General features: G+C 72.3%; 24 protein-coding genes. 19 read left to right on the plus strand and 5 right to left on the minus strand.

What is annotated here, in order from left to right; all coding sequences use genetic code 11:
- Nucleotides 1-286: 286 nt before the first annotated feature.
- Genes VGW35_09550 through VGW35_09565 form a run of 4 tightly spaced genes read right to left on the minus strand, consistent with a single transcriptional unit; the run spans nucleotide 287 to nucleotide 2,556 of the window.
- On the minus strand, nucleotides 287-772 hold the full coding sequence (locus VGW35_09550) for a tetratricopeptide repeat protein (protein ID HEV8307899.1): 486 nt from the start codon (nucleotides 770-772) through the stop codon (nucleotides 287-289).
- Between the two features lie 34 nt (nucleotides 773-806).
- The gene (locus tag VGW35_09555) at nucleotides 807-1,121 is read right to left on the minus strand and encodes an EthD family reductase (protein HEV8307900.1); all 315 of its coding nucleotides are present in this window, start codon (nucleotides 1,119-1,121) and stop codon (nucleotides 807-809) included.
- A complete protein-coding gene (locus VGW35_09560; GenBank protein HEV8307901.1) occupies nucleotides 1,118-1,480 on the minus strand; it encodes a tetratricopeptide repeat protein in 363 nt (120 codons plus the stop codon). Before VGW35_09560 ends, VGW35_09555 begins: the two co-directional genes overlap by 4 nt.
- On the minus strand, nucleotides 1,477-2,556 hold the full coding sequence (locus tag VGW35_09565) for a hypothetical protein (protein ID HEV8307902.1): 1,080 nt from the start codon (nucleotides 2,554-2,556) through the stop codon (nucleotides 1,477-1,479). The genes VGW35_09560 and VGW35_09565 overlap by 4 nt, the downstream gene beginning before the upstream one ends.
- Nucleotides 2,557-2,746: 190 nt before the next feature.
- Here VGW35_09565 and VGW35_09570 point away from each other — a divergent pair, with 190 nt between their 5' ends.
- The 16 genes from VGW35_09570 (at nucleotide 2,747) to VGW35_09645 (ending at nucleotide 21,853) form a co-directional block, all read left to right on the plus strand.
- The gene (locus VGW35_09570) at nucleotides 2,747-3,505 is read left to right on the plus strand and encodes a hypothetical protein (protein HEV8307903.1); all 759 of its coding nucleotides are present in this window, start codon (nucleotides 2,747-2,749) and stop codon (nucleotides 3,503-3,505) included.
- A 69-nt stretch (nucleotides 3,506-3,574) separates the two neighbouring features.
- Entirely contained in the window at nucleotides 3,575-4,756 is a 1,182-nt protein-coding gene (locus tag VGW35_09575) for a di-heme oxidoredictase family protein (protein ID HEV8307904.1), read from the plus strand.
- Between the two features lie 88 nt (nucleotides 4,757-4,844).
- Nucleotides 4,845-6,104, plus strand: a complete 1,260-nt coding sequence (locus VGW35_09580) for a 3-isopropylmalate dehydratase large subunit (GenBank protein ID HEV8307905.1) — start codon at nucleotides 4,845-4,847, stop codon at nucleotides 6,102-6,104.
- Between the two features lie 12 nt (nucleotides 6,105-6,116).
- Nucleotides 6,117-6,620, plus strand: a complete 504-nt coding sequence (locus tag VGW35_09585; protein ID HEV8307906.1) for a 3-isopropylmalate dehydratase small subunit — start codon at nucleotides 6,117-6,119, stop codon at nucleotides 6,618-6,620.
- Nucleotides 6,621-6,812: 192 nt separating this feature from the next.
- Nucleotides 6,813-7,844, plus strand: a complete 1,032-nt coding sequence (locus VGW35_09590) for a rod shape-determining protein (protein HEV8307907.1) — start codon at nucleotides 6,813-6,815, stop codon at nucleotides 7,842-7,844.
- Nucleotides 7,845-7,860: 16 nt separating this feature from the next.
- The gene (mreC, locus tag VGW35_09595; protein HEV8307908.1) at nucleotides 7,861-8,730 is read left to right on the plus strand and encodes a rod shape-determining protein MreC; all 870 of its coding nucleotides are present in this window, start codon (nucleotides 7,861-7,863) and stop codon (nucleotides 8,728-8,730) included.
- A gap of 3 nt (nucleotides 8,731-8,733) precedes the next feature.
- On the plus strand, nucleotides 8,734-9,210 hold the full coding sequence (gene mreD, locus VGW35_09600; GenBank protein HEV8307909.1) for a rod shape-determining protein MreD: 477 nt from the start codon (nucleotides 8,734-8,736) through the stop codon (nucleotides 9,208-9,210).
- The gene (gene mrdA / locus VGW35_09605) at nucleotides 9,207-11,036 is read left to right on the plus strand and encodes a penicillin-binding protein 2 (GenBank protein HEV8307910.1); all 1,830 of its coding nucleotides are present in this window, start codon (nucleotides 9,207-9,209) and stop codon (nucleotides 11,034-11,036) included. The genes mreD and mrdA overlap by 4 nt, the downstream gene beginning before the upstream one ends.
- A 12-nt stretch (nucleotides 11,037-11,048) precedes the next feature.
- A complete protein-coding gene (rodA, locus tag VGW35_09610) occupies nucleotides 11,049-12,125 on the plus strand; it encodes a rod shape-determining protein RodA (protein HEV8307911.1) in 1,077 nt (358 codons plus the stop codon).
- Nucleotides 12,126-12,304: 179 nt separating this feature from the next.
- The gene (locus VGW35_09615) at nucleotides 12,305-13,822 is read left to right on the plus strand and encodes an Rne/Rng family ribonuclease (protein HEV8307912.1); all 1,518 of its coding nucleotides are present in this window, start codon (nucleotides 12,305-12,307) and stop codon (nucleotides 13,820-13,822) included.
- Between the two features lie 504 nt (nucleotides 13,823-14,326).
- Entirely contained in the window at nucleotides 14,327-14,605 is a 279-nt protein-coding gene (locus tag VGW35_09620) for a metal-sensitive transcriptional regulator (protein ID HEV8307913.1), read from the plus strand.
- A gap of 16 nt (nucleotides 14,606-14,621) precedes the next feature.
- Nucleotides 14,622-15,410 carry a DUF2182 domain-containing protein gene (locus VGW35_09625; protein ID HEV8307914.1) on the plus strand — a complete coding sequence of 263 codons (789 nt, stop codon included), beginning with the start codon at nucleotides 14,622-14,624 and terminating at the stop codon, nucleotides 15,408-15,410.
- 3 nt (nucleotides 15,411-15,413) lie between these two features.
- Nucleotides 15,414-17,729 carry a heavy metal translocating P-type ATPase gene (locus tag VGW35_09630; protein ID HEV8307915.1) on the plus strand — a complete coding sequence of 772 codons (2,316 nt, stop codon included), beginning with the start codon at nucleotides 15,414-15,416 and terminating at the stop codon, nucleotides 17,727-17,729.
- Between the two features lie 142 nt (nucleotides 17,730-17,871).
- On the plus strand, nucleotides 17,872-19,425 hold the full coding sequence (locus VGW35_09635) for a hypothetical protein (GenBank protein HEV8307916.1): 1,554 nt from the start codon (nucleotides 17,872-17,874) through the stop codon (nucleotides 19,423-19,425).
- Nucleotides 19,422-20,948, plus strand: coding sequence for a histidine ammonia-lyase (gene hutH / locus VGW35_09640; GenBank protein HEV8307917.1), 1,527 nt, complete (start codon nucleotides 19,422-19,424; stop codon nucleotides 20,946-20,948). Before VGW35_09635 ends, hutH begins: the two co-directional genes overlap by 4 nt.
- Before the next feature lie 8 nt (nucleotides 20,949-20,956).
- Nucleotides 20,957-21,853 (plus strand): DUF2889 domain-containing protein, encoded by an 897-nt coding sequence (locus VGW35_09645; protein ID HEV8307918.1) that lies wholly within the window; start codon nucleotides 20,957-20,959, stop codon nucleotides 21,851-21,853.
- A gap of 464 nt (nucleotides 21,854-22,317) precedes the next feature.
- Here the strand turns inward: VGW35_09645 and ftcD are convergent, their stop codons facing one another.
- A complete protein-coding gene (gene ftcD, locus VGW35_09650; GenBank protein HEV8307919.1) occupies nucleotides 22,318-23,220 on the minus strand; it encodes a glutamate formimidoyltransferase in 903 nt (300 codons plus the stop codon).
- 143 nt (nucleotides 23,221-23,363) lie between these two features.
- Here ftcD and VGW35_09655 point away from each other — a divergent pair, with 143 nt between their 5' ends.
- From VGW35_09655 to VGW35_09665, 3 genes are read left to right on the plus strand one after another with little or no spacing between them, the layout of a single operon-like run.
- The gene (locus VGW35_09655) at nucleotides 23,364-24,563 is read left to right on the plus strand and encodes an amidohydrolase (protein ID HEV8307920.1); all 1,200 of its coding nucleotides are present in this window, start codon (nucleotides 23,364-23,366) and stop codon (nucleotides 24,561-24,563) included.
- A gap of 19 nt (nucleotides 24,564-24,582) precedes the next feature.
- Nucleotides 24,583-25,590 carry an AIR synthase family protein gene (locus tag VGW35_09660; protein ID HEV8307921.1) on the plus strand — a complete coding sequence of 336 codons (1,008 nt, stop codon included), beginning with the start codon at nucleotides 24,583-24,585 and terminating at the stop codon, nucleotides 25,588-25,590.
- Between the two features lie 6 nt (nucleotides 25,591-25,596).
- Nucleotides 25,597-25,875 carry a gamma-glutamyltransferase gene (locus VGW35_09665; GenBank protein HEV8307922.1) on the plus strand — a complete coding sequence of 93 codons (279 nt, stop codon included), beginning with the start codon at nucleotides 25,597-25,599 and terminating at the stop codon, nucleotides 25,873-25,875.
- Nucleotides 25,876-25,878 lie beyond the last annotated feature (3 nt).

A 25,878-nucleotide genomic window follows, 5' to 3' on the forward strand; every position in this document is an offset into this window, starting at 1 on the left:
CCCGCCTGGGGGGACCCCAGGCACCACCGGCCCCGAGGGTCCTGCACATTCACCTGTGGGGCGGCTCGCGCCTCTTCGGTGAGGTGGGCCGCAGACGCCCTCGGGGCTTCTTTTTTTCGGAGGGGGTGTCGGAACACCCCCTCCGAGGCCTCCCCCGAAGCAAGTCGCGCGGGCCAAGCCCGCGCTCGGAGCACTCTCACCCCAACCCTCTCCCTGGAAGGGAGAGGGAGCGGAGTAGGAGCGGCTATCGGAGCGCTGGCGCGGGTACTGTATTCGCCGTTCAGGGTTAGTTCAGCATGCCGACCAGGCGGTGGAGCTCGGTGCGCGCGGGCCGGTACCCGGGCTCGATCGCCAGCGCCCGCTGGAGCTCCTCGATCGCCTCGTGGACCTTGCCCTGGTGGGCGTACACGCGGGCGAGGTTCACGTGCGGGTAGTGGCGGGGCTCGTAGCGCTTGGCCTCCATCGCCTGCCGGAGCCAGGGGATCGCCTCCTCGAAGCGGCCGAGCTTGATCAGGTAGGAGCCGATGTCGTTGTAGGGGTTGCCGAAGTCCCGATCGACCTCGATGGCGAGCTGGCACTGGCGGATGGCGCCCGCGTAGTCGCCCTTGAAGCTGAGCGTCCAGCCGAGGAAGGTGTGGGCTTCGGCCGTGGGCCAGCACTCGAGGGACTTCCGGTACAAGGCGATGGCCTCGTCCAGCGCACCCTTCATCTGGGCCGCGTGCGCCTGGAGGAAGTAGTGCCCGGCCTGCTCGCGAGCGGTCCCCTCGTCCATCCGGGGAGCTCTCGAGGCCCCGTCGGGGAACGCCTCAGCCCACGATCTCGCTGATCTGCACCTGGGGGGAGATGTTCGTGAAGTTCGGGACGTCGGCCATGAACTCCTTCCCGTGCGCGGCCATCCCCTTCTGGAATTCCCCGGCCGCGTTGAAGTAGAGGTGGCACGCGGCGACGAACGGCGCCGGGGCTCCCGGGGCGCCGCCAGCCAGGCCCTTGTCGATCTCGTACCGGAGGAGCCCGAAGGATTTGAGCCGCTCCCCGACGAGCGGCATGTGCTTCCGCGCGTAATACTCGTGATCGAACTTCGCCCCGTCCCGGTGGGGATAGAGGACCGATGCCCGGATCATCGCTCGTCTCCTTCGGTCACGCCGGCCTTGTCGAGCCGGCGGAGGAACACCTCGATCTCCTTCTTGGTCTGGAGGTCGCCGGTCTGGGTCGCCACCTCGAGCCCCTGGCGATACGCGTCGCGCGCCTCGGCCACCCGGCCGGCCCGCTCGAGGGCCCGGCCGAGGCCGCGATGGGCGGCCGAGTAGTCGGGCTTCAGCCGGATCGCCGCTTGGTACTCGAGCGCCGCCTCCGCCGCCCGCCCCGCCTCCAGGTACGCTCCGGCCAGTCCGAAGCGGACGACGGGGTCGTCCGGCATCATCTCGGCGACCTCCTGGAACTCGGCGATGCGGTCGGGGAGCGACATGGCTCGGGTCGTCACCCTCGAGCATCGGCTGCGCCCTCCGGGCTGTCAAGCCGGGCCGGCGCCTCGATCCGCCTGGTGACCAGGCGGCTCCCGTTGCGGGTCGCGAGCCAGCCGGGGAGCGCGCAGGAGAAGCGCCCGGCGCGCCCGCCGGCGACGACGACGTGGATGTCCTCCGGGGAGGGGAACTTCGGAACGAGGACGTCGGGGGACGGCGGATTCGGGCGAAACCGCAGGATGGACGACTCCCCGCCCCGCGCGTCCGGCAAGCACTCGCCGTACGGCCGCCGGATCGTCTGGAAGAGGAACTGCCGGAGGTCGGCTTTGGTCCAGCCGTCGGCGGCGAACGTGGCGGCGTGCTCGGGGCCGACGACGAGCATCGTCTCGCAGTAGAGCGGCCAGTGCTTGTCGTTCCAGAGCCCGCCCATGGACCAGCCGAGCGAGGCGGCGAGGTCCCGGGCGGTGCGGCTCGCGTGATCGGAGATCCCGTGGGGCGCCTCGCAGGCGAAGGCGGTCACGGTGCTGGCCTCAGGCGGGAAGCCGCGCTCGACGTGGAGCGGCGCCCACGGCGAGACGTCCTCGGCCTCGGCGATGCAGTAGCTGTACCGGCCCGGGTGCCCGAAGGTCGACATGGAGATCTCGCCGGGCCGGGCGCCGCCCACGTTCACCAGGCAGAGCCGGAGGGCCCGGCCGATGGTCGCGTTCGCCCGGAACCCGGGGCCGAAGACGCCGGCGCCCGAGTTGAGCCCGATGGCCGGGCCAATCGGACCGTTCACCACCAGCAGCGGCGCGGCGTAGTGGGTCGTGGTCAGGACCCCGTGCAGGTTGAAGGCGGGATCGGTCACCGCCTCCACCGCGGCCAGGACGACCGGCAGGTACTCGGGGCGACAGCCGGCCATGACCGCGTTGATGGCGACCTTCTCGACGGTGGCCCGGCCGTAGTTCGGGGGGATGAGCCCGACCAGGTCGCCCGGGGCGCGGCCGGGGGCGCCCGCCAGGAGGCGGTCCACGCGCTCCCGCGTCGGCGGGATGACCGGCAGGCCATCCGTCACCCCCCGCTCGAAGAGGAGCTCGAAGTCGTCCGTGGCGGTCACCGCGGCGATTCTCCCACATCCCCTGGCCGGGATCACGCAGGGCCCGCCCGTGGCATCCCGGTGGCGATTGACACCCGCCGGGGGGTCCCCTATAGTCCCCCCACGCGTCGACCGGTCCCGGCCCGGCCTCCGGGAGGCGCCGAACACACCCGATCCGGTGACTCACCGACTCCACGTGGAAGGAGGGGCCATGTCCCGCACCGCGCTTCGCACGCTCCTCGTCCTGCTCGCCGGTCTGACCGCCAGCCTGTGGCCGTTAGCGCCGGCGCAGGCGGAAACGGAAAACTGCACGGCCATCGCGGCGCTGCCCTTTACGATCACCGCCCCCGGGATTTATTGCCTGAAGGGCAACCTGGAGACGAGCGCGACGAGCGGCGACGTCATCTCGATCGGCGCGTCGAACGTGGTGCTCGATTTCAACGGGTTCTACGTGTCCAACCTGTCCGCTCGATCCACTACGGCAGCGAGGGCGGTGGTGTTCACCGGCCGCAAGAACGTCACCATCCGCAACGGGTCGATCATTCGATTCTACGCGGGGATCGTCTTCAGCGGCGACGTGCAGGGCCTGCTCATCGAGCAGATGCGGCTCGCCGAGAATCGAAACTCCGGCATCAGCGGGTTCGCCCTGCCGGGGGGAGCCAGCGGCGTCATCCGGGACTGTCAGGTCAACAAGACGGGCGGCGGCGTGGTCTCGCCCTTCGGCATCGGCCTGGTGGGCGGCCAGATGGAAGTCGCCAACAATTTCGTCAAGCAGGTCACCCCGAACGGCGGGACCGGGTTTGGCATCCTCCTGAACAGCTCCACCAATCACGTGGCCGTCAACAACCGCATCAGCACGGCCGGGGTGGGCATCCGGATGGATGCGAGCCAGGGCAAGCGGCGCGACAACATCACGACCAATGTCGCGACCCCGTACCAGGGCGGCATCGATCTCGGCAACAACAACTGACGGCCCCGGCTGCGGGGCTTGGTTCGGCCGGCGCCAGCGTGCTATCGTGAGCCGCTTCGGGAGGGGTGTATGAAGCGGCGCCTGCGGGACCTCGCGTTCGCCTTCTTGCTGGCGGGAACCGGCCTGCTCGGGACCGGCGCGCCCGCCGCCGGGGCCGAGGGGTTCGGCGGGCCGTTGCCCGGGTTGCCGGCGCCGCTCCGGGTGGCCTTCCGCTTCGGGCAGGCACGGTTCGGCCGGGTAGAGACGCCGGCGACCGGTCTCGGCCCCGTGTTCAACGGGCGAAGCTGCCTCGAGTGTCATTCGCACCCCGCCCCCGGGGGGACCGGGGTGGGACCCGAGACCCGGGTCGTCCGGTTCGGGAGCCATTCGCCCGGGCGGCCGTTCGACCCCTTGACGGGCCTGGGGGGCCCGACGCTCCAGCGCCACAGTGTGGCCGGCGAGGTGCCCGGGTGCCATCTGGCCGGCGAGGTGGTGCCGCCGGAGGCCAACGTCGTCGGGCTCCGCCAGCCGCCGCCGCTGTTCGGGATCGGCCTCATGGAGGCCATCCCCGCCTCGACGATTCTGGCCCACGCCGACCCCGACGACGTGAACGGCGACGGGATCGCCGGGCGCCCGAACCTGGTCGGGGGGCGACTCGGCCGGTTCGGCTGGAAGGCGGCCGAGCCGGGGCTGCTCGGCTTCGTCGGCCTGGCCCTGCGGAACGAGCTCGGGGTGACGAACTTCCTCTTCCGCGACGAGCTGCCGCCCCAGGGCCAGCCCATCCCGCCCGGGTGCAAGCTGACGCGTGACCCCGAGGACCAGGGCGCGCGCCTGGTCGGGCTCTACGCCTTCCTCGCCTATCTGGCGCCGCCGCCGCGCGGGCCGCTCTCGCCGGTGGTGCTCCGCGGGGAGCGGCGCTTCGCCGAGGTCGGCTGCGCGGGCTGCCACATCCCCACGCTGCGCACCGGACTGCACCCCGTCGCGGCGCTCAGGCAGCGAGACGTCCCGCTCTACTCGGACCTGCTCACCCATTACATGGGCGAGCCGCTCAACGACGGAATCCCCGAAGGGCGGGCCGGCGGGGGGCGATGGCGGACGGCGCCGCTCTGGGGGCTCCGCGTGCGCACGCGCTTTCTCCACGACGCGCGGGCGGCGAGCCTCCTGGAGGCGATCCAGCTCCACGCGGGCGAGGCGCGGGAGGTCCGCCGGCGCTTCTTCGGGCTGTCGGCTGCCGATCGGACCGACCTGCTCGCCTTCCTCCAGTCCCTCTGAGACGGCCGCGGACCACCCGGGCGGGCGACCCCGGTGCGTCGGGCGCCTGCGTTGATTCCCTCCCGGGCTTACGCCATACTCGGCCGTGATGGGCATGACCATCACCGAGAAGATTCTGGCGGCCCACGCCGGGAAGGCCGGGGTGGAGCCGGGCGAGTTCGTCATCGCCAAGGTGGACGTGGTGATGGGGAACGACGGCTCGACGGCCGGGGCCCTCCCGGTCTGGCGCCAGATCGGCGTCGAGCGCGTCTTCGATCCCGACCGGGTCGTCATCGTGCTCGACCACTTCGTGCCGAACAAGGACATCCAGGCGGCGAACCTCCTCGCTCCGGTCCGGAAGTGGGCGCGCGCGCAGGGGATCCGCCATTTCTTCGACGAGGGCCGCACGGGCATCGCCCACATCATCCTCCCCGAGCAGGGGCTCGTCGGCCCCGGGGACCTGATGGTCGGCGGGGACTCCCACTCGTGCACCAACGGGGCGCTCGGGGCGTTCGCCACCGGCGTCGGCTCGACCGATCTCGCCTCGGTGCTCGCCCTGGGCGAGGTCTGGCTGAAGGTGCCGGCCTCCCAGAGGTTCGTCTACCACGGGACGCCGCCCCGCTGGGTGATGGGAAAGGACCTGATCCTCGCCACGATCGGCCGCATCGGCCTCGACGGCGCCCGCTACCAGGCGATGGAGTTCACGGGGCCGACCATCGCCGCGCTGTCGATGTCCGAGCGCCTCACGATGTGCAACATGGCGATCGAGGCGGGCGGCAAGTCGGGCATCATCGCGCCCGACGAGGTCACGCTGGCCTACGTGCGCGGCCGGGCCAAGCGCGGCTTTTCGTGCTACGCCTCCGATCCCGACGCCCGCTATGCGGCCATTCACGAGTTCGACGTGTCGGGCCTCCGGCCTCAGGTGGCCAAGCCCTTTTCGCCCGACAACGTCGGCCCCGTCGACGAGGTGGCCGGGACGCCCCTCGATCAGGTCTTCCTGGGCTCCTGTACCAACGGGAAGCTCGAGGACCTCCGGATCGCCGCCGGCATCCTCCGGGGCAAGAAGGTCCACCCCGACACCCGTCTGATCGTGATCCCCGCCAGCCAGTGGATCTATCTCCAGGCTCTTCGGGAGGGGCTCCTCGAGGTGTTCGCCGAAGCCGGCGGCGCCGTCTCCACCCCGACGTGCGGGGCCTGCTTCGGAGGCCACATGGGCATCCTGGGGGCGGACGAGGTCTGCCTCTCCACGACCAACCGGAACTTCGTCGGCCGGATGGGCCACCCGACGGCCAAGGTCTACCTCGCCAACCCCGCGGTCGCCGCGGCCAGCGCGGTCAAGGGCGCCATCGCGAGCCCGGACGAGGTCTGACGGGACAGCGTCGTGACGGGACGGGTCGTGGGCCGGGCCTGGACGTTCGGCGACGACGTCAACACGGACGCCATCACGCCCGGGAAATACCTCACGATCCGGGACCCCGCCCAGCTCGCGCCGCACGTCATGGAGGGCGTCGACCCGGAGTTCGCCCGCAAGGCCCAGCCCGGGGACCTCCTCGTGGCCGGGAAGAACTTCGGGTGCGGATCATCCCGCGAGACCGCCCCGGCGGCGCTCAAGGCCTTCGGCCTGGGGTGTGTCATCGCGACCTCGTTCGCCCGCATCTTTCTCCGGAACGCCGTGAACATCGGGCTCCCGATTCTCGAGTGTCCGGCGGCGGTCCAGGGGATCCGGGACGGCGACACGATCGAGGTGGACGTCACGGCCGGCCGCATCGTGAACCGAACGACCGAGGTGACATTCGAGGCGACGCCCTTTCCCCCCTTCATGCAGGAGCTGATGGCGGCGGGCGGCCTGGTGGCCTTCACGCGACGCCGACTCGGCCTCGACTGAGCCTGTTCCGGCCCCGCGCCGCGGGGTGCCCGGGATGGGCGCCGGGCGCGGCCGCCCGGTCTCTAAGTAGTTGCCTTGACGGGTCTTTTCGGTCCTCCCCCAGGGCTTGGCCTCTAAGGGCGCGTATGCTATTGTCGGGTGAGGCGGTCTTGCCCATCGCCTGGCATATCCCCACCGTGGGGAGGGAGTTCGATGTTATTCAACGCTATTGCGGGCTTTTTCTCGAACGACATGGCTGTTGACCTGGGGACCGCCAATACCCTCGTCTACGTCAAGGGCGAGGGCATCGTGTTGAACGAGCCCTCCATCGTGGCGATTCACCAGGCGGACAACACCGTGCTCGCCGTCGGGAAGGAAGCCAAGGCGATGCTCGGCCGGACTCCCGGCAACATCGTCGCCATCCGGCCGCTCAAGGACGGCGTCATCGCCGACTTCGACGTCACCGAGAAGATGCTCGGCTACTTCATCCGGCGGGTCCACAAGCGCCGCGCGCTCGTCCGTCCGCGGATCGTCATCGGCGTCCCATCGGGCATCACCCAGGTCGAGAAGCGGGCGGTCCGCGACTCCGCCATGCAGGCCGGCGCCCGGGAGGTGTACCTCATCGAGGAGCCGATGGCGGCCGCCATCGGCGCGGGCATGCCCATCACGGAGCCCGGCGGGAACATGATCGTGGACATCGGCGGGGGAACCACCGAGGTGGCGGTCATCTCCCTGTCGGGCATCGTCTACTCCCGCTCGGTCCGGATCGCCGGCGACGAGATGGACGAGGCCATCGTCCAGTACATCCGGAAGAATTACAACCTCCTGGTCGGAGAGCGCCGGGCCGAGGAGATCAAGATCAAGCTCGGCTCCGCCTACCCCATGGAAGGGGAGCGCCGGACCGTGGAGGTGAAGGGCCGGGATCTGATCGACGGCATCCCGAAGACGATCGTCATCGGGGACGACGAGATCCGGGAGGCCCTGCGCGAGCCGATCATGACGATCGTCGATGCCGTCCGGACGGCGCTCGAGCGCACGCCGCCCGAGCTGGCCGCGGACATCGTCGACAAGGGGATCGTGCTGACCGGCGGCGGGGCGCTGCTCAAGGGGCTCGATCTCCTGCTCCGGCAGGAGACGAATCTGCCGATCACGGTCGCGGACGACCCGCTTTCGTGCGTGGCGTTGGGGACGGGAAAGGTGCTGGATGAGCTCGATCTGCTGAAGAAGGTCGCGATCCCGACCTGAGCCCCGGGCGCCCGGCATGCTCGAATTTTGGCTGCGCTACCGGAAATACACCCGCCTCCTGCTCGTCCTGCTGGCGGCGTTCTCGCTCCTGACCCTCCAGCAGGTGCGGCCCGGCGAGAGCCAGTGGTTGGCCGAGGGGATCGCCGCCGTCACGGCGCCGGTGCAGTCGGCGTTCGCCCGGATGCATCGGGGAGCCCTCGGCCTCTGGACGACCTACCTCGAATGGAAGGGACTCCGCCTCAACGCCGAGCGACTGCGCATCGAGGTCACCGCCCTTCGCCTGCGCCAGCTCCGCCAGGACGAGCTCGAGGCCGAGAACGCCCGCCTGCGCGCGCTGCTCGACGTGCGGGAGCGGATCGCGGTCCGGACCGTGGGCGCCGAGGTCGTCGCCCGCGAGTGGAACGGATTCACCCGGGGGCTGACGATCAACCGCGGCCGGGCGGACGGGCTCGAGCGCCTGGCGCCCATCATCGTGACCGCCGGCGTCGTCGGGCGCGTGCTGGAGCTTCGGCGCAACTCCGCGGTCATCCAGCTCCTGACCGATCCGGCCTCGAGCATCGGGGGCGTCGTGCACCGGACGCGGGCGCAGGGACTCGTCGAGGGCGTCGCCGGTGGCCGGCTGCGGCTGAAGCTCGCCGCCCGTGAGGAGGGGATCAGGCCCGGCGACCTCGTCTCCACCTCCGGCATGGGCGGCCTCTTCCCGAAGGGGCTGCCGCTCGGCCGCGTCGTTCAGGTCCATCCCGCCACCGGGCTCTTCCGCCTCGCCGATCTCGAGCCGGCCGTCGACCTGGCGAAGGTCGAAGAGGTCCTCGTCCTTCCGCGGGGCATGACGGGCGACCTCACCTCCGCGTTCTCAGCGGCCTCGGGCCGTGTCGGCCAGGAGTAGGCGGTGAGGCTGCCGTTCTACTTCCTGGCCATCGGGGGGGGCACGCTCGTCCAGAGCACGGTGGTTCCCGTGTTCTCCGTGGCCGGCGTGGTCCCCGATCTGCCGGTCATCCTCGTCGTGCTGCTCGCGCTGCGGCGCGGTCCGGAGGTCGGATGCGTCACCGGCTTCGCGCTGGGGCTTGCCCAGGACGCGGTGGCCGGCGGGCCGCTCGGGCTGCACGCCCTTTCCAAGGCGATCGTCGGATTCGTCGCCGGTGACCTCCCGCGCTGGTGCCTCGTCTCGAACCCGCTGGTCCCGATCATGGCGGCGGTCTTCGCCACGGTCCTGGACGGCGGCCTCCGCTTCGCGGTGCTCCAGCTCTTCCACTATCCGGCGGCGTTCACCGAGCTCTTCGGCCGCGTGATCCTGCCTCAGGCGGCGTACAACGGCCTCCTGGCCGCGGTGGTCGGGGTCCTGCCGGTCCTGCGGCCGCGCCAGTGAGCCTGAACCGGGTCGGCCTCCGCTCCCAGGATCACCGGCGGCGCCTCACGCTGCTGGCCGTGGTCCTGGCGACGGGCTTCATCGGGATCGCGGTCCAGCTGGCCAACCTCCAGATCCTGACCGGTGACCGCCTGGCGGCCCTGTCGGAGAAGAACCGGATCCGCCTCCGAACCGTCATCGCCCCGCGGGGGATCCTGTTCGACCGGGCGGGGCTGCCGCTCGTCGAGAACCGGCCGGCGTTCACCCTGGCGGTCGTGCCACGCGACGCGGGCGATCTCCCGGTCGTGCTCGACCGGCTGGCCGAGCTCCTCCATGTCCCCGTCGCCGAGCTGCAGGACCGGTTCGCCCGCGTCCCCCCCGACTCCCCCTGGCCCGTGCGGCTCTCCCGGGGGCTCTCGCTCGACGAGGTGTCGCGCCTGGAGGAGTGGAAGCTCGACCTGCCCGGCGTCACCATCGAAGTCGAGTCGCAGCGCGCGTACCCCTCGACCCGCTTCGCCGCCCACCTCCTCGGGTATGTCCGGGAAGTATCGGAGGCCGACCTGGAGCGGGACCGGGGCGGACGCGGGCGGCTCCGGCGGGGCGATCTCGTGGGACAGTCGGGGCTCGAGCGGCTGTACGACGAGTACCTCCGCGGGCGGGACGGCGCGGAGCAGATCGAGGTCGACGCCTATGGCCGGCCGATCCGGGTGCTCGAGCGCCTGGAGCCGACCGCCGGGGCGCACGTCCACACGACGATCGACCGGCGAATCCAGGAGGCGGCCGAGCAGGCGCTGGGGCCCCGGAACGGCGCCGTCGTGGTCCTCGACCCCCGGAACGGAGACGTCCTCGCGCTCGTGTCGAACCCGGCGTTCCCGGTGGAGCGCTTCTCGCGACCCATCGACCGGGAGACCTGGCTCTCGCTGGTCGAGGACCCGGCGCGCCCGCTCCTGAACCGGGCGGCCCAGGGGGAGTACGCGCCGGGCTCGCTGTTCAAGATCATCGTGGCCGCGGCGGCGCTCCAGCATCAGGTATTCACGCCCTTCGACCGGCTCTCGTGCCCGAAGGAGTGGTGGTTCGGCGGGCGGGCCTACCACAACTGGCAGGACCACGACCGCGGGGCCCTCACTCTCTTGGAAGCGCTCAAGTACTCCTGCAACACCTTTTTCTACCAGCTCGGTCTGAAGGTGGGGCCCGATCGGATCTCGAAGACAGCCGAGGCCTTCGGGCTGGGCCGGCCGACCGGGAGCGGGCTCCTCGGGGAGCGGCCCGGTCTCGTGCCCTCGCCGGCGTGGAAGAAGAAGGCGCTCCGGGACAAGTGGCACGCGGGCGATACGGTCAGCCTCGCCATCGGCCAGGGACTGATCACCGTCACGCCGCTGCAGGTGGCGCGCTTCATGGCCGCCGTGGCGAACGGCGGGACGGTGTGGAAGCCACGGCTGGTGACGCGGGTCAAGGCTCTGGACGGGACGGCGCTCCTCGCCGAGTCCACGGAGGCGCAAGCCAAGGCCGACGTAGCGCCGGTCGTCTTCGAGTTCCTGCGGCAGGCGCTGTGGGCGGTGGTGAACGACGGCGGCACCGGCAAGGGCGCCATGCTGCCCGGTCTCAACATCGCGGGCAAGACGGGGACCGCGCAGACGCGCGAGTTCAAGGACGACGCGGACCGGAAGCGCCGCGATGGCGACAACGCGTGGTTCGCCGCGTTCGCGCCGGCCGACGACCCCCAGGTCGTCGTGGTCGTCTTCGCGGAGCGGGCCGGCCTGGGTGGCCAGGTCGCGGCGCCCATCGCCCGGGAGATCTTCAAGGCCATCTTCCTCGAGAAGGTCGCATCGGCCGGACTGCCCGGCTGAGAGCTCGCGGGCATGTTCCGGATCGATCGCCGGCTGCTCCTCCACTTCGACTGGCTCCTGGTCGGCCTGGCCGCTCTCCTGATCGGCGCCGGGCTCCTCACGCTGGGGAGCCTCGTCCCGCGGCTGCTCATGCGCCAGCTCCTGTGGCTCGCGGTGGGCGGCCTCGGCGTCCTCGTCATCATCTCGATCGACTACCGGATCCTGGCGCGCTGGGCCTACATCGCCTACGGGCTGGGCCTCGCCGTCCTGGCCGCGGTCCTCGTCCTGGGCCGGGCGGCCCAGGGCGCGCGCCGGTGGCTCGCCATCGGGCCCCTGACGGTGCAGCCCTCCGAGCTGTTCAAGCTGATCATCATCGTGACCGTCGCCACCCATCTGGCGAGCCGCGAAGAGCACCGGCCTGGCTGGGACCGGGTGGTCCTCCCCCTGCTGCTCGTCGCCCCGGCGTTCCTGCTGATCGTCAAGCAGCCGGACCTCGGCACGGCCCTGGTGCTCTTCCCGGTCGTGGGGGCGCTCCTGTTCGTCGGCGGCGCCCGCTGGCGAGATCTGGCGATCCTGGCCGGGACCGGGCTGGCGGCAGCCCCGGCGCTCTGGTTCTTCCTTCGCGGGTATCAGCGCGAGCGGCTCCTGGTCTACGTCGACCCGTTCCGGGATCCGCTCGGCAGCGCGTGGAACGTGATTCAAGCCAAGATCACCATCGGCTCCGGTCAGCTCACGGGCAAGGGGCTCTTCGGCGGTACCCAGAGCCGGCTCGCTTTCCTGCCGGAGCGTCACACGGACTTCATCTTCGCCGCCTTTGCCGAGTCGTGGGGATTCGTCGGCGCCGTCGCGCTCCTGGCCGTCTACGGGCTGCTCGCGATGCGGGGGCTGGAGGTGGCGGCCACCGCGCGGGATACGCTCGGGAGCCTGCTCGCGACCGGCGCCACCGTGCTGCTCGTGAGTCAGGCGCTCGTCAACATCGGCATGGTGACGGGCCTGCTCCCGATCGTCGGGATTCCGCTCCCCATGGTCAGCTACGGCGGCTCGGCCCTCTTGACGGCGTTGGGCGCCGTCGCCTTGATCGAGAACGTGCGGATGCGCCGGTTCGCCTGAGCCATGCCCGTGCTCTCTGACGTCGACTGCCCGGGAGTCCCCCGCCGCGGCTCGCGCGCGGCGCCGTGGCCTCCCGGGAGGCCCCGCCGGGCCGGTGAGCCCGTCCGGCCCGGGCCCGGCGGGGACGCGGGCGCGGCCTGGGCTCGAGCGCGGCGCCATCCCGGGGGAGCGAGTCTCACATGCCACGGACAATCGTCATCAATGCCGGGATCAGCGAAACCCGGGTCGCCGTCGTCGACAGCGGCCTGCTCAGCGATCTCTCGCTGGAGCGCAAGCGCCATCGCTCCATCGTCGGGAACGTCTACAAGGGCGTCGTAACCAACGTCCTGCCGGGCATGCAGGCCGCGTTCGTCGACGTCGGCCTGGCCAAGGACGCCTTCCTCTACGCCGGCGACTTCACCGCCAATGTCGGCGAGTACGAGCGCATGATGCTCGCCGATGATGAGGCGGACATCGAGCTCGAGGAGCCCCCCGAGCGCGAGCGGCGCGAGATCGCCCCCATCGAGGACGTCCTGCGCAAGGGCCAGGAGATCCTCGTCCAGGTCTCCAAGGAGTCGCTGGGGACCAAGGGCGCTCGCATCACCTCCTTCATCAGCCTGCCCGGCCGCTACCTCGTCTACATGCCGCAGGTGAACCACGTCGGGGTCTCGCGGCGGATCCGCGACGCCGTCGAGCGCGACCGCCTCCGCCGGCTCATCAAGGCGATCCGGCCGCCGGCCGGCGGCGGATTCATCATCCGAACGGTGGGCGAGGGCAAGGGCGAGGAGGAGTTCCGAGCCGACATCGAGTTCCTGATGCGCCTCTGGCAGCAGATCCAGGCGCGCTTCGCCCAGGCTCCGCCCCGCTCGGTGCTCCACGAGGAAGGCGACCTGATCTTCCGGGTCGTCCGGGACCTGTTCACGGCCGACGTCGAGGAGATCATCATCGATGCCGAGGCGGAGTATCGCCGCGCGCTGGAATACGCGCAGAGCCTGGTTCCGGTCCTGGCCCACCGGGTCCACCTCTACGAGGGCCGGGAGCCCGTCTTCGAGGCCCGCGGGATCGAGAAGGAGATCGAGAAGGCGCTCCGCCGAAAAGTCTGGCTCAAGTCCGGCGGCTACCTGGTCGTCGACCAGACGGAGGCCCTCGTCTCCATCGACGTCAACACCGGCAAGTACGTCGGCAAGCGCGACTTCGAGGAGACGATCCTGAAGATCAACCTCGAAGCCGTCAACGAGGTGGTCCGCCAGATCCGCCTTCGCGACCTGGGCGGGATCATCATCATCGACTTCATCGACATGGAGCGCGAAGAGCACCGCCAGCAGGTCTTCCGTGCCCTGAAGCGGGCGCTGGGCGAGGACAAGTCCCGGACGAACGTGCTCGAGATCTCCGAGCTCGGCCTGGTCGAGATGACACGCAAGCGGGTCCGCCAGGGACTCCAGTCGCTCCTCATGCACCAGTGCCCCACCTGCAAGGGCACCGGCGTGGTGAAGTCGCCGGGGGCGATCACGGCGGAGATCTACCGGAAGATCCAGGCGGCGGCGGCTGACGTCGGGGGCCAGGAGGTCCTGATCCGGGTCAACCCGGACATGGCCGCTCACTTCGAGGAGGCCGAGGCGGAAGGTCTCGAGATCCTGCAGCGTCGGATCCAGCGGAAGGTGACGGTCCAGGCCGTCCAGACGCTCCACAAGGACGAGTACGAGATCATCACCCGATAGTTCATCGGAGGGGGCCTCGCCGGCCCCCTCCGAGACCTCCCCCAGGAGGGTTACGGCGGCACAGCCGCCGCGCGGAGCGCTCCGATCCGGCCGTGAGATCTGAAGCCGCTTGGCGGCCTCTCAAGCGGCGGGGATAAGGGCGGTTGAGAGTCCGCGCGATTGCCCGATCTGGACGGTTCGACTATCCTACCTGCGTGGAGGGGAGAGTTCACCGTAACCACGTTTCCTGTCTAGAGCGCGGTGCCGCCGAACCCCCGCCGCGTCCGGGAGGCGAGCCGCACGCCGTCTGTCCCAGAACCGGGGCCCAAAGGACGTTCGCAGTCCTGCCCACCGGGGTGCCCACGCCTGAGGTGCTCGGGGAGAGACGCCGTACCGGGAGCGCCTGAAGAACCTTGATCCTCGCGGCGCCGCGGTGCGGGCAGGCGGGAACCGCTCCGCGGGAGCCGGCGCTTGACGAACGACGGATCTGGCGTAACATACCCCCCTAGGGTATCGATAAACCCCATGAACGCCGAATCGAAGGCGACGCTGCTCCGCCGGCTGCGGCGGATCGAGGGGCAGGTCCGCGGCCTCCAGCGCATGGTCGACCGGGAGGCTTACTGCGTGGACATCGTCCACCAGGTGGCCGCCGCTCGGGCCGCGCTCACCGAGGTGAGCCGGGCCCTGGTGGGCGGGCACGTCGAGCGGTGCGTGGTGGACGCCGTCCGCTCGGGAAGCCGGCGGGACCGGAACCGTAAGGTGGCCGAGCTCCTGGATGTTCTGGCGCGTCTCGACGGGGGCTAAGGCGAAGGCGGATCGAGTGGCAACGCTGGCGGGGAGTGACCGGGTCCTCGTCTGGGGCGGCCTCACCGGCCTCACGCTCGGCGCGTGGGGCTACCTCCTCCACCTCCACCGGGGCATGGCGGGGATGGCCGCCGACGGGATGAGCGGCTTGCCCGGCATGACGCCGATGCTGGCCCCCTGGACCGCCGCCGACCTCGCCTTCACCTTCACGATGTGGGCGGTCATGATGGTGGGGATGATGCTGCCGTCGGCCGCCCCCGTGATCCTGCTCTTCGCGGCGGTGAACCGGAAGCGCCGCGAGCAGGGCGGCGTGGCGGTCCCGACCGCCGTCTTCGGCCTCGGCTACCTCGTGGTGTGGGGTGGCTTCTGCGTGGTCGCGACGAGCGCGCAGGAGGGCCTCCACACGGCGGCGCTGCTCTCGCTGGCCCTGGCGGCGGCCAGCCCCATCCTCGGCGGGGTGCTCCTGATCGGGGCGGGCCTGTACCAGCTCACGCCCCTGAAGCAGGTCTGCCTCGCCCACTGCCGGAGCCCGCTCGGCTTTCTCATGACCCAGTGGCGGGAGGGCTTCGGGGGCGCGTTCTGGATGGGGCTCCGCCACGGGGGCTACTGCCTCGGCTGCTGCTGGGTGCTGATGGGACTCCTCTTCGTGGCCGGCGTGATGAACCTCTTGTGGGTCGCCGCGATCGCCGCCTTCATCCTGCTCGAGAAGGCCGGGCCGGGCGGCGTCATGATCGGGCGCGTCGCGAGCGTCGTCCTGATCGTGGCCGGGCTCGCCGTGCTGGGTCAGGCCGTCCTGCGGATGTGACCGATGGCGACGACGTCCGGCTCCCGGGTCGACCTCGAGACGCTGACCGTGCCGGTCGCGGGCATGAGCTGCGCCGCCTGCGTGGGACGCGTCGAGTCCGCCCTCCGGAGCGTCCCCGGCGTCGTCGAGGCCTCGGTGAACCTCGCGAGCGAGCGGGCCCGGGTCGTGTTCCCGGGCGGCCGGGTGAGCGTGGAGGCCCTCCGCCGCGCGGTCCAGGCCGCCGGCTACGACATCCCGGCGACCGCCGGGGCAGCCAGCGAGGAGCCGGACCGCGAACAGGTGGCTCGCGGGCGCGAGATGGCCCGGCTCCGCCTGAAGGTCCTGGCCGGGACGCTCCTGTCCGTCCCCGTCCTCCTCGGCAGCTTTCCGCACCTCTTCCCCTGGGTGCCGGCGCCCTTCTCGGATCCATGGGTGCAGCTCGCCCTGACGGCGCCGGTTCAGTTCTGGGTCGGCGCGAGCTTCCATCGCGGCGCCGTCGCGGCGCTCCGTCACCGCACCGCCACCATGAACACCCTCGTCTCGCTGGGGACGAACGCGGCGTTCTTCGGGAGCGTCGCGGTGACGCTGTGGCCGCATACCCTCATGGCCGTCGGCGCCATGACCTACTACGACACGGCGGCCGTCCTGATGACGCTGATCGTGCTCGGCCGTTACCTGGAAGCCCGGGCCCGAGGGCGGACCTCCGAGGCGATCCGCGCGCTGGTGGGACTCCGGCCGAAGACGGCGCGGCTGGTCCGGGGCGATGCCGAGGTGGACGTGCCGCTCGACGCCGTCGTGCCCGGGAACCTCGTGCGGGTGCGGCCCGGCGAGAAGGTCCCGGTCGACGGCGCCGTCGTCGACGGCCGCTCGACCGTGGACGAGTCGATGCTCACCGGGGAAAGCCTGCCGGTCCCCAAGGGGCCTGGCGACCGGGTGATCGGGGCCACGCTGAACCGGACCGGCGCGTTCACCTTCCGGGCCGAGCGGGTCGGGCGCGACACGGTCCTCGCGCAGATCATCCGCCTCGTGGAGACTGCCCAGGGCTCGAAGGCGCCGATCCAGCGGCTGGCCGATCGGGTCGCGGCGGTGTTCGTGCCCATCGTGCTGGCCCTGGCGGCCGTCACCTTCGGCGTCTGGTGGGGCTGGGGGCCGGATCCCGCGCTCCTCTTCGCACTCTCGAACACCGTGGCGGTCCTGGTCATCGCCTGTCCGTGCGCGATGGGCTTGGCGACGCCGACCGCCATCATGGTGGGTACCGGCAAGGCCGCCGAGCACGGGGTCCTGATCAAGAGCGCCACCGCCCTCGAGCTCCTCCACCGGGTCCGGACGATCGTGCTCGACAAGACCGGGACCCTGACGCGCGGCCGTCCCGAGGTCACCGACGTCTTGCCGCGCGACGGCATGCCGGCCGCCGAGCTCCTCGCCCTCGCCGCGGCCGTCGAGCGGAGCTCGGAGCACCCGCTCGGCGAAGCGATCCTGGCGCGCGCGGCCGCCGAGGGCGCTCCCATGGCTGCCGCCGACGGCTTCGAGGCGCTGCCGGGCCACGGCGTCTCGGCGCGCGTCGCCGGCCATGCCGTGCTCCTGGGCCACGCCCGACTCCTGGGCGAGCGCGGGATCGCGCTCGACGGCCTCGGCAAGGAGGCCGAGCGGCTCGAGGCGGAGGGGAAGACCGCCGTCTTCGTCGCGGTGGACGGAGAGGTTCGGGGTCTCATCGCGGTTGCCGACGTGCTGAGGCCCGAGGCCGCGGCGGCCGTCGCCGCCGTCCGCCGGCTCGGGCTCGAGGTCGTCATGCTCACCGGCGACACGCGCCGGACCGCGCGGGCGATCGCGCGCCAGGCGGGCGTCGAGCAGGTTCTGGCCGAAATCCCACCCTCGGACAAGGCGGCCGAGGTCGCGCGGCTCCGGGCCGAGGGCCGGCTGGTGGCCATGGTGGGAGACGGGATCAACGACGCCCCGGCCTTGGCCCAGGCCGATGTCGGGATCGCGATGGGCTCGGGTACGGACGTCGCGCTCGAGGCGGCGGACGTGACGCTGCTCTCGGGAGACCTCCGGTCGCTCGTCACCGCCATCGAGCTCTCGCGCGCCACGCTCCGGATCATCCGACAGAACCTCGGCTGGGCCTTCGGCTACAACGTGCTCCTCCTGCCGGTGGCGGCCGGCGTCCTCTATCCGGCCTTCGGGGCCGGCGGCGTCCCGGCCGCGCTCCGTCCCGTACTCGGCGAGGCGGGGCTCCTGTCCCCCATCCTGGCGGGCGCGGCGATGGCGCTCTCCAGCGTGTCGGTCGTCACGAACTCCCTCCGGCTCAAGCGCTTCCGCCCAGCCGGGCGGCCTGACGCGTGAGGGCGCTGCCCTGGGACCGGGCCGCGGCCCGAGCAGCTCAAGGACGCAGGCCCGAGCCGGCGCGAGGCGTATGCCGCATACGTTGAGCGCCGGCGAGGGCCGAGGACGCCGAGATGCGACGGGCCCCGGCCCGGTCCGTCTGGTGCCCGTCGGCGTCGCGCTCGGCCTCACGCTCGGCGCGCTCCTCGGCACGCCGGCGCCGGCGGCCGCCTCCCACGTGGTGTCCGATGACTCGCTGCGGGGCAGCGTCGCCATGCCCGCGGTCGTCGCCGGCCCGGGCGGCCCGCACGTCCGCGTCGAGGTCCGCCGACCCGATGGTCGGCCCGCCTCCGATCTGGCGGTCCAGGTCGAGGCCTTCCACGGCTTCCTCGGGCGGGCCAGCGTGGTGCTCCGCCCGGACGGCCCGGGCGTCTACGCCGGCCGCGTCCCGGTCGACGGGAGCGAGGGACTGTGGCAGGGGGTCGTCCGCGTCGAGGGGGGGCCGCGCCGGCTCATCGCCGATATCGCCTTCACCGTCCGCCGGGACCTCGAGGCGGACGTCGCGGCGACACCGCGTCCGCTCGGCTTCCGCAAGGGCGGCCCGTGGACTCCGCGCCCCTGGCTCGATCACCTGGTGTGGGGCGGGGTGCTGGGCGGGCTCGTCCTGCTGGCGGCCGGGCTGGCCGGCCGGCCCTGGCCGACCGCCCGCTCCGGGCCGCGACTGGCGGTGCCGCTCTGGGTCACCGGCTTCGGGATCACCGGGGCGTTCGCCGGCGCCCTCGGGGCGTACTGGGACGTGGCGTGGCACGTGGACCGGGGCCGCGAGACCTTCTGGAGCCCACCCCATCTGCTGATCTACGGAGGCATCCTCTCGGTCGTCCTGTTCGTCCTCTTCGCCGTCGCCCTGCAGCCGGGCGACATCAGGCGTCGAGCCCTCGAGCACCGAGGGCTGCGCTTCACGCTGGGCGCCGGCGTCGCGACGCTCGCCTCCGCGCCCTTCGACGAGGCCTGGCACGCGCTGTTCGGACTCGACGTGTCGATCTGGTCGCCTCCGCACCTGCTGCTCCTCTTCGGCTCGGGGCTCTCGATGCTCGGCCTCGCCCTGATCCAGCTCGACCGCCAGGACCCGGCCGCACGCGCGAGGCGGCTCCGGAAGGTGCCGGTCACGCTCCTGGCGGGGGCGTCGCTCCTCATCGTCTCGATCTTCGTCCTCGAGTTCGAGTTCACGCTCCTCGAGCGCTGGCACGTCATGCTGGGCCGCCCCCGGGGCCTCTATCCGGCCTGCGGGACCGCGCTGACCCTGCTCGTCCTGGGCAGCGCCGCCTGGGTCGGCGGTCCCGGCGCCGCCTCCGCGGCGGCGGCCGTCGGCTGGCTCGGTCGCGTGGGCGTGAGCCTCGTCTTCCTGCCGTCGCTCGGCCGCACCGCGCCACTCCTCCCGCCGTTCTACCTCATTCCCGCCCTCGGGCTCGATCTCGCGCTCGCGCTCACCCCGGCCGGCTGGTCCCTGAGGCGACGCTTCGCCGTCGCCGGAAGCGTCGCGACCGTCCTGGCGTACCTGGCGCACAATCCCGTCGCCGGTCTCGTCGCGGCGCGGACCGTGCCGCCGGCGGAGCTGTGGGGCTGGTTCCCCGTCGGGCTGGCGGCGGGCGCCGCCGCCGCCGTCGTGGGCGCGCGGATCGGCACCTTCGCGCGCCCCGGCCCCGCGGGCGCGCCGTGAACACCGTGGTGCTCGGGGAGCCCCTCGCCCCCGAAGACGTGGTCGGTGTCGCGCGGGCGGGCTGGCCGGTGGCCCTCCCGGCCGAGACCGAGCGGCGCATCAGCCATGGCCGCGCCTTCGTGGATCGGCTCGCCGCGGGCGAGACGCCCGTCTACGGCATCACCACCGGGGTGGGAAAGCTGAAGGACGTCCTGATCCCCGCGCCCGAGCGCCGGGCGCTCCAGCTGAACCTGATCCGGAGCCACGCGGCGGGCCTCGGGCCGCCGATGGCGGTGGCGGAGACCCGGGCGATGTGGCTCTGCCTGGCGGCGTCGCTCGCGCGAGGCCACTCGGGCGTGCGCCCGGCCGTCGTCCGGCTCCTCGGCGACTGCCTGAACCGCGGCGTCACGCCCGTCGTCCCGGAGTGGGGCTCGCTCGGGGCCTCGGGCGACCTGATCCCGCTCGCCCACGCCGCGCTCGTCCTCGTCGGCGAAGGCGAGGCGTGGGTCGACGCGCGGCGCCTCCCCGGTGCCGACGCGCTCGCCGCCGCCTCACTCGAGCCCCTCACGCTGGAGGCGAAGGAAGGGCTCGCCCTCCTCAACGGGACCCATCAGATGGCGGGCACCGGGGCGCTCCTCCTGCACGACGCGGCCGCCGTGCTGCGATTGGCCGACGTCACCGGCTCGATGAGCCTCGAGGCCCTCATGGGGACGAACACAGCCGCCGATCCGCGGCTCCACGCCCTCCGGGCCCATCCCGGACAGGTGGCGGCCGCCGCCAACGTCCGGCGGCTCACCGCGGCGAGCGCGATCATCGCCTCCCACGCCGACTGCCACCGGGTCCAGGATGCGTACAGCCTCCGCTGCCTGCCTCAGGTCCACGGGGCCGCTCGCGAGGCCCACGCCTTCGCGCGCGCCATCCTCGCCCGGGAGCTGGCGAGCGTCACTGACAACCCGCTCATCTTCCCCGACGACGAGCACGTGCTCCCGGGTGGCAACTTCCACGGCCAGCCCCTCGCGCTCGCCTTCGACGCGCTCGCCATCGGGCTGGGGTACCTCGCCGGCATCGCCGAGCGGCGCATCGACCGGCTGGTGAACCCCCTCGTGTCGGAGCTGCCCGCCTTCCTGGCAGCGGACGGCGGCCTTCGGTCCGGGTACATGCTCGCGCAGTACCAGGCGGCGGCGCTCGCCTCCGAGGTCAAGACGCTCGCCCACCCGGCTTCGGCCGACTCGATCCCGACCTCGGGGAATCAGGAGGACTTCGTCTCCATGGGGGCGGCCGCGGTGCGGAAGTGCCGCCAGGTCCTGTCCCGGGTGCGAGCCGTCCTCGCGATCGAGGCCGTGTGCGCGGCCCAGGCGCTCGACTTCCGGGCGCCGCTCCGGCCGGGCCGGGGGAGCGCCGCTGCGCAGGCGGCGATCCGGGCGCGGGTGCCGCCGCTGACCGAGGATCGCGTCTTACGCGACGACTTCATGGCGGCTCTCGGGCTGGTGGAGGACGGAAGCCTCCTGGCCGCCGTCGAAGCCGCCGCCGGCCCGCTGGACTGAGAGGCCCCGTGGTGCCGTCGTCCCCGTACCTCGCCGACGCCGATCGCTACGAGCGCGCGATGCACGGATGGGTGGACGTCCCCGAGGACGCCGCCTTCGCCATCACCGTGCGGATCGCCGATCCCTGGGTCGGCGTCGAGCTCGCCGCGGTGACGACGCCCTCGCCGGAGTACGCGATTCGCGCCGCGCGCGGGCGCGTCCTGGTGGGGCCGGTGGAGCGCATCGACCCGGCTCTCGGCGAGGCCATGACGGGCCTCGGCGGGATTCCGATGACCCCCGGGTACAGGCGGAAGGTGAGCGAGGTGGCCGGGGGCCGGCCGGGGGCCTCCTACTTCGTGGACGCCGCCATCGAGGTGGCCCGGCTCGCGCGGCAGGTGACGCGGCTTCCGGACGACGTGGTCGCGCGGCACCTCCCCGAGGGCCCCGTCGGCGCCTGGCGGCTCGACATGCAGGGCTGGGTCGATCTCCCGTCCTCGTGCTACACCTACCGCCCGGCATCGGAGCGGCTCTTCGCGGAGCGTCACGTCGCGGCGCCGATTCCGCCGATCCTGTATCACCCGCCGCGCGGCGCTCAGCGCGTCTTCAACCGGACGAAGGTGGCGCGGCTCGAGCGGCGCGTGGATCAGCTTCTCCTCAGCCACGCCATGTTCGACGAGGTCCACTCGTTCCAGATCTGGTACGTCGTGGATGCCGAGGGGACGGTCGTCGACGCCGGCTCACGCACCCCGCGCCTGCCGTACGTGGGGATCTGTGACGACGCGCAGGTCCGCGTGAGGGAGCTCATGGGGCAGCGGCTGGACACGGGGCTGCGGAAGCGTCTCGGCGGGCTGGTGGGCGGGACGAGCGGCTGCGCTCAGCTTTACGACCTGACCGCCGACCTCCTCCGACTCGTCACCCTCGCCTGAGTTGAATCGGAGGGGGTGTCAGAACACCCCCTCCGAGACCTCCCCCGAGGATCGTTGCGGCGGCAAAGCCGCCGCTCGAAGCGGACCATCCCATCGCGGGGTGGTCAAAGCTGAGCGGGAGGGTCTTGCCCAGCGTGTTGTTTCACGGCGCCTGACGCGGCCTCCGTGAGACGAAGGGCGCTTTCCACTCGGTCCCCCGAGGTGTCCCTGCCGGCAGGGGCTTGAGACGCCGACGCCCCCGGAGGCGGGGGCGTCGGTCCCCTGACCGGCGCCGCGTTGGTCGGGAGCGCGTCACACAGTCAGGCAAGCGTGAGAAGCTCTCGACGAGGAAAGAGCAACCGGCGTGCCTGCATGACCCGCCCACCGGAACGTCGAGAGATCGCGGTGTTAGCGGACGGGGATGCGTCCGGGGACGGTGGCCGCGGGGGATATCCCCCGCCGCCCGGGCAAATGCCCGCCCGCGGTCAGACAGCTCGCGCGAGGACCCGCTCGAGGACGCGGTCCTCGCCGAATCCCGGAAGGTCCCGGCCACGGGCGCGGAACTCGGTCAGCGCCCTTTCCGGGCAGAGTCCCACGAGCTCGCACCGGCGGATCGCGATGCCGCGACGCGCGGCCTCCTGGGTCACGGCCTGGAGGGCGGCCCAGAGCGAGGTCCGCCCGAGGTCGGTCAGATTCATCGAGACCTGGGTGCATCCCCGGCTCGCGAGCCGGACGCCCATCGCCTGGATACCGGGGAGCCCGCCCGCCGACGCCCGCACGGCGCGGGCGATGGCGCGCGCCGCCGCGAGATCGTCGGTGTCCAGCCACACGTTGAACGCGACGAGCGGCTCTCGGGCGCCCACGGCGGTGGCGCCGCTTCGTGGGACGAAGCTGGCCGGGCCGGTGTCGGGCGCGGCCGCGGGGTCGGCGAGCCGGGCGGGCAACCCTTCGTACTGGCCGAGCCGGATCTGGGGGAGCTCGCGCCGCTCGGGGCGGCGCGCCGCCGCGCCGTAGAAGAAGACCGGAACGCCGGTCTCTGCCGCGAAGGCCAGGCCGAACCGATGCGCCGCTGCGATCGCGTCGGCCATCGTACACCCGTCGAGCGGGACGAACGGCACCACGTCCACCGCGCCGATCCGCGGGTGGACGCCCGCGTGGGCGCGCATGTCGATCCGGGCCACGGCCTCGCGCCCGGCCGCCAGCGCCGCCTCGACGACCGCCTCCGGCGGGCCGGCGAGGGTGAAGACGGCGCGGTTGTGGTCGGGGTCGGCGTGCCGATCCAGGAGCCGTACCGTGGCCACGCGCTGGATGGCGCCGGCGATGGCGTTCAGCACCTCGGCGTCCTTGCCTTCGCTGACGTTGGGGATGCACTCGAGGAGCCCGAGCATCGTCCCCGATCATAGCAACGATGGGACGGGAGCGCGCGCCGGAGGCGCACCCGATACGCTATACTGGGACCGCTCGTGGCCCCGCGAGGGCGCGGACCGATCGAGCGACGCGAGCGCTCCCATCCAGAGGAAACGAGGTCTCCATGTCCAGCAGGACCCCCGACGCGTCGGACGCGCTCGATCCCGAGGTGAGCCGCCTCGCCCCCCAGCTCTCCTCGGTCCGGCGGACGATCCACCAGTACCCCGAGCCGGGCTTCGCCGAGGTCCGGACGGCCGCCCTCGTCGCCGAGCGCCTGCGGGCGCTGGGGCTCGACGTGCGCACCGAGGTCGCCAAGACCGGCGTGGTCGGACTGCTCCGGGGCGCCGGTCCGGGCCGGACCCTCCTCCTGCGGGCCGACATGGACTGTCTGCCGGTCGAAGAGGCGACCGGGGCGCCCTATGCCTCGCGGCACCCGGGACAGATGCACGCCTGCGGGCACGACGGCCACGTGGCCATGCTGCTCGGCGCCGCCGAGGTCCTCGCGGCGCGGCGCCAGCGGCTCGCCGGCGCCGTGAAGTTCGTCTTCCAGCCGGCCGAGGAGGGGCCGGGGGGCGCCGAGCCGATGATCCAGAGCGGCGTGCTCGACGGCCCGCCGGTGGACGCGGCGGTAGGACTCCACCTTCTCAACGACTACCCGGTCGGCACCATCGCCCTCCGGCCGGGGCCGATCATGGCGGCGACCGATCGGGTCTCGCTCGTCGTTCGAGGCCGCGGGGGACACGGGGCCGCCCCCCATCAGACGATCGACGCGATCCTGGTCGCCGCTCACCTGGTGACGGCGCTCCAGGCGATCTCGTCGCGCGAGGTCGCGCCCACGACGCCGGTGGTGGTCACGATCGGCACCATCCAGGGCGGCTTCCGCTACAACGTGATCGCGCCCGAGGTCGCGCTGACCGGGACCGTGCGCAGCTTCGACCCCAAGCTCCGCCAGGAGCTGCCGGGCCGCATCGAGCGGATCGCCCGCGGGGTCGCGGCCGCCTTCGGCGCCGAGGTCGAGGCGGACTACGACTTCGGGTACCCGTCGACGGTGAACGATCCCGCGATGACGGACCTCGTGCGCCAGGCGGCGGTGACGGTCGTCGGGGAGCGTGGGATCGTCGTTCCGGACCTCCTGATGGGGGGCGAGGACATGTCGTACTTCCTCGAGGCGGTCCCGGGCTGCTTCGCCTTCGTCGGCTCGGCGAACCCCGAGCGGGGGCTGAATCACCCGCACCACTCGCCGGGGTTCGACTTCGACGAGGCCGCCCTGCCGATCGGCGTGCAGGTGCTGGTGCGCACCGCCGAGCGCTACCTGGCGCCGTGACGAGACCCGTCGCCTCCGCATGACTCTGTTGCCGGTCGGGAAGCTTCCCGCCGCGTTGCTGGCGGGTCTCTTCGACAAGCACGTGACGCTCGACGAGCGGGTCGTCCTCGGCCCCCGCATCGGCGAGGACGCCGCCGTCATCGACATGGGCGACCGCTACCTCGTCGCCACGACCGACCCCATCACCTTCGTGACCGAGGACCTCGGCTGGTACGCGCTCGTCGTGAACGCGAATGACCTCGCCGTCCGGGGGGCGCCGCCGCGCTGGTTCCTGGCCACGTGCCTGCTCCCGGAGGGCCGGACTTCCGAGGACTCGGTCGAGGAGCTCTTCGGACAGCTCGGCGCCGCCTGCCGGGATCTCGGCGTCTCGCTGGTGGGCGGCCACACCGAAGTCACTCATGGTCTCGACCGGCCGATCGTCGTCGGCACCATGCTGGGCGAGGTTGCCAAGGACCGTCTCGTCACGACCAGCGGGGCCCGGCCGGGCGACGCCCTGCTCCTCACCAAGGGGATCCCGCTCGAGGGGACCTCGATCATCGCCCGGGCCCGGGCGGCCGAGCTCCGGGCGCGCGGCTACGCCGACGCGGTCCTGGCCCGCGCGCGCGGGTACCTGGGGCAGCTGTCCGTCGTGCCGGAGGCCGGTCTGGCGGCCGACCTGGCGCCGCTTCACGCCATGCACGATCCGACCGAGGGCGGGCTCGCCACCGCGCTCTGGGAGCTCGCGGACGCCGCCGGGGTCGGCCTCGCCGTCGAGGCCGAGCGGATCCCGCTCCTCCCCGAAGGTCGGGCCCTCTGCGGGGAGTTCGGGCTCGATCCCCTCGGGACGATCGCGTCCGGCGCCCTGCTGATCGCCCTCGGGCCGGCGGACGCCGGAACCGTGCTCCACGCGTGCGCGCGCGAGGGGATCGATTGCGCGTTCATCGGCCGAGTGGTTCCTCGGGAGGCGGGGGTCACGCTGGCCGCCGGCGGTCGCGCGCGCGAGATGCCCCGCTTCGACCGGGACGAGATCACCCGCCTGTTCACCTGAGAGCCCGTGACGGAATCCAGACTCCAGGAAGCGATCGAGCGACCGCGCTTCATCCAGGGCCGGATGCGCCCGACCGATCCGGATGACCGGCTCCGGATCGAGGCACGGGTGGGCCCCCGCGTCCTGGCGACACTCCGCCGCCGCGGCCACCCCCTCGACGTCGTGGCCGACTGGGCGGTGACGATGGGGCACGCCCACGCCCTCACGGTTCGGCGGGACGTCGGCCGCCGTCTGCTGGCCGGGGGCGCGGATCCGCGGGGCGACGGCGTCGCCCTGGCCTACTAGGAG

It is taken from the genome of Candidatus Methylomirabilota bacterium, from assembly GCA_036005065.1.
Lineage (GTDB): Bacteria > Methylomirabilota > Methylomirabilia > Rokubacteriales > DASRDR01 > DASYQW01.

Coding starts and splice junctions, on each gene's coding strand:
- ftcD (HEV8307919.1), bottom strand. CDS start 23,220: ATGCTCGGGCTCCTCGAGTGCATCCCCAACGTCAGCGAAGGCAAGGAC.
- VGW35_09575 (HEV8307904.1), top strand. CDS start 3,575: ATGAAGCGGCGCCTGCGGGACCTCGCGTTCGCCTTCTTGCTGGCGGGA.
- VGW35_09550 (HEV8307899.1), bottom strand. CDS start 772: ATGGACGAGGGGACCGCTCGCGAGCAGGCCGGGCACTACTTCCTCCAG.
- VGW35_09615 (HEV8307912.1), top strand. CDS start 12,305: ATGCCACGGACAATCGTCATCAATGCCGGGATCAGCGAAACCCGGGTC.
- VGW35_09660 (HEV8307921.1), top strand. CDS start 24,583: ATGACTCTGTTGCCGGTCGGGAAGCTTCCCGCCGCGTTGCTGGCGGGT.
- VGW35_09580 (HEV8307905.1), top strand. CDS start 4,845: ATGGGCATGACCATCACCGAGAAGATTCTGGCGGCCCACGCCGGGAAG.
- VGW35_09620 (HEV8307913.1), top strand. CDS start 14,327: ATGAACGCCGAATCGAAGGCGACGCTGCTCCGCCGGCTGCGGCGGATC.
- VGW35_09630 (HEV8307915.1), top strand. CDS start 15,414: ATGGCGACGACGTCCGGCTCCCGGGTCGACCTCGAGACGCTGACCGTG.
- VGW35_09655 (HEV8307920.1), top strand. CDS start 23,364: ATGTCCAGCAGGACCCCCGACGCGTCGGACGCGCTCGATCCCGAGGTG.
- mreC (HEV8307908.1), top strand. CDS start 7,861: ATGCTCGAATTTTGGCTGCGCTACCGGAAATACACCCGCCTCCTGCTC.
- VGW35_09555 (HEV8307900.1), bottom strand. CDS start 1,121: ATGATCCGGGCATCGGTCCTCTATCCCCACCGGGACGGGGCGAAGTTC.
- rodA (HEV8307911.1), top strand. CDS start 11,049: ATGTTCCGGATCGATCGCCGGCTGCTCCTCCACTTCGACTGGCTCCTG.
- VGW35_09570 (HEV8307903.1), top strand. CDS start 2,747: ATGTCCCGCACCGCGCTTCGCACGCTCCTCGTCCTGCTCGCCGGTCTG.
- VGW35_09590 (HEV8307907.1), top strand. CDS start 6,813: ATGTTATTCAACGCTATTGCGGGCTTTTTCTCGAACGACATGGCTGTT.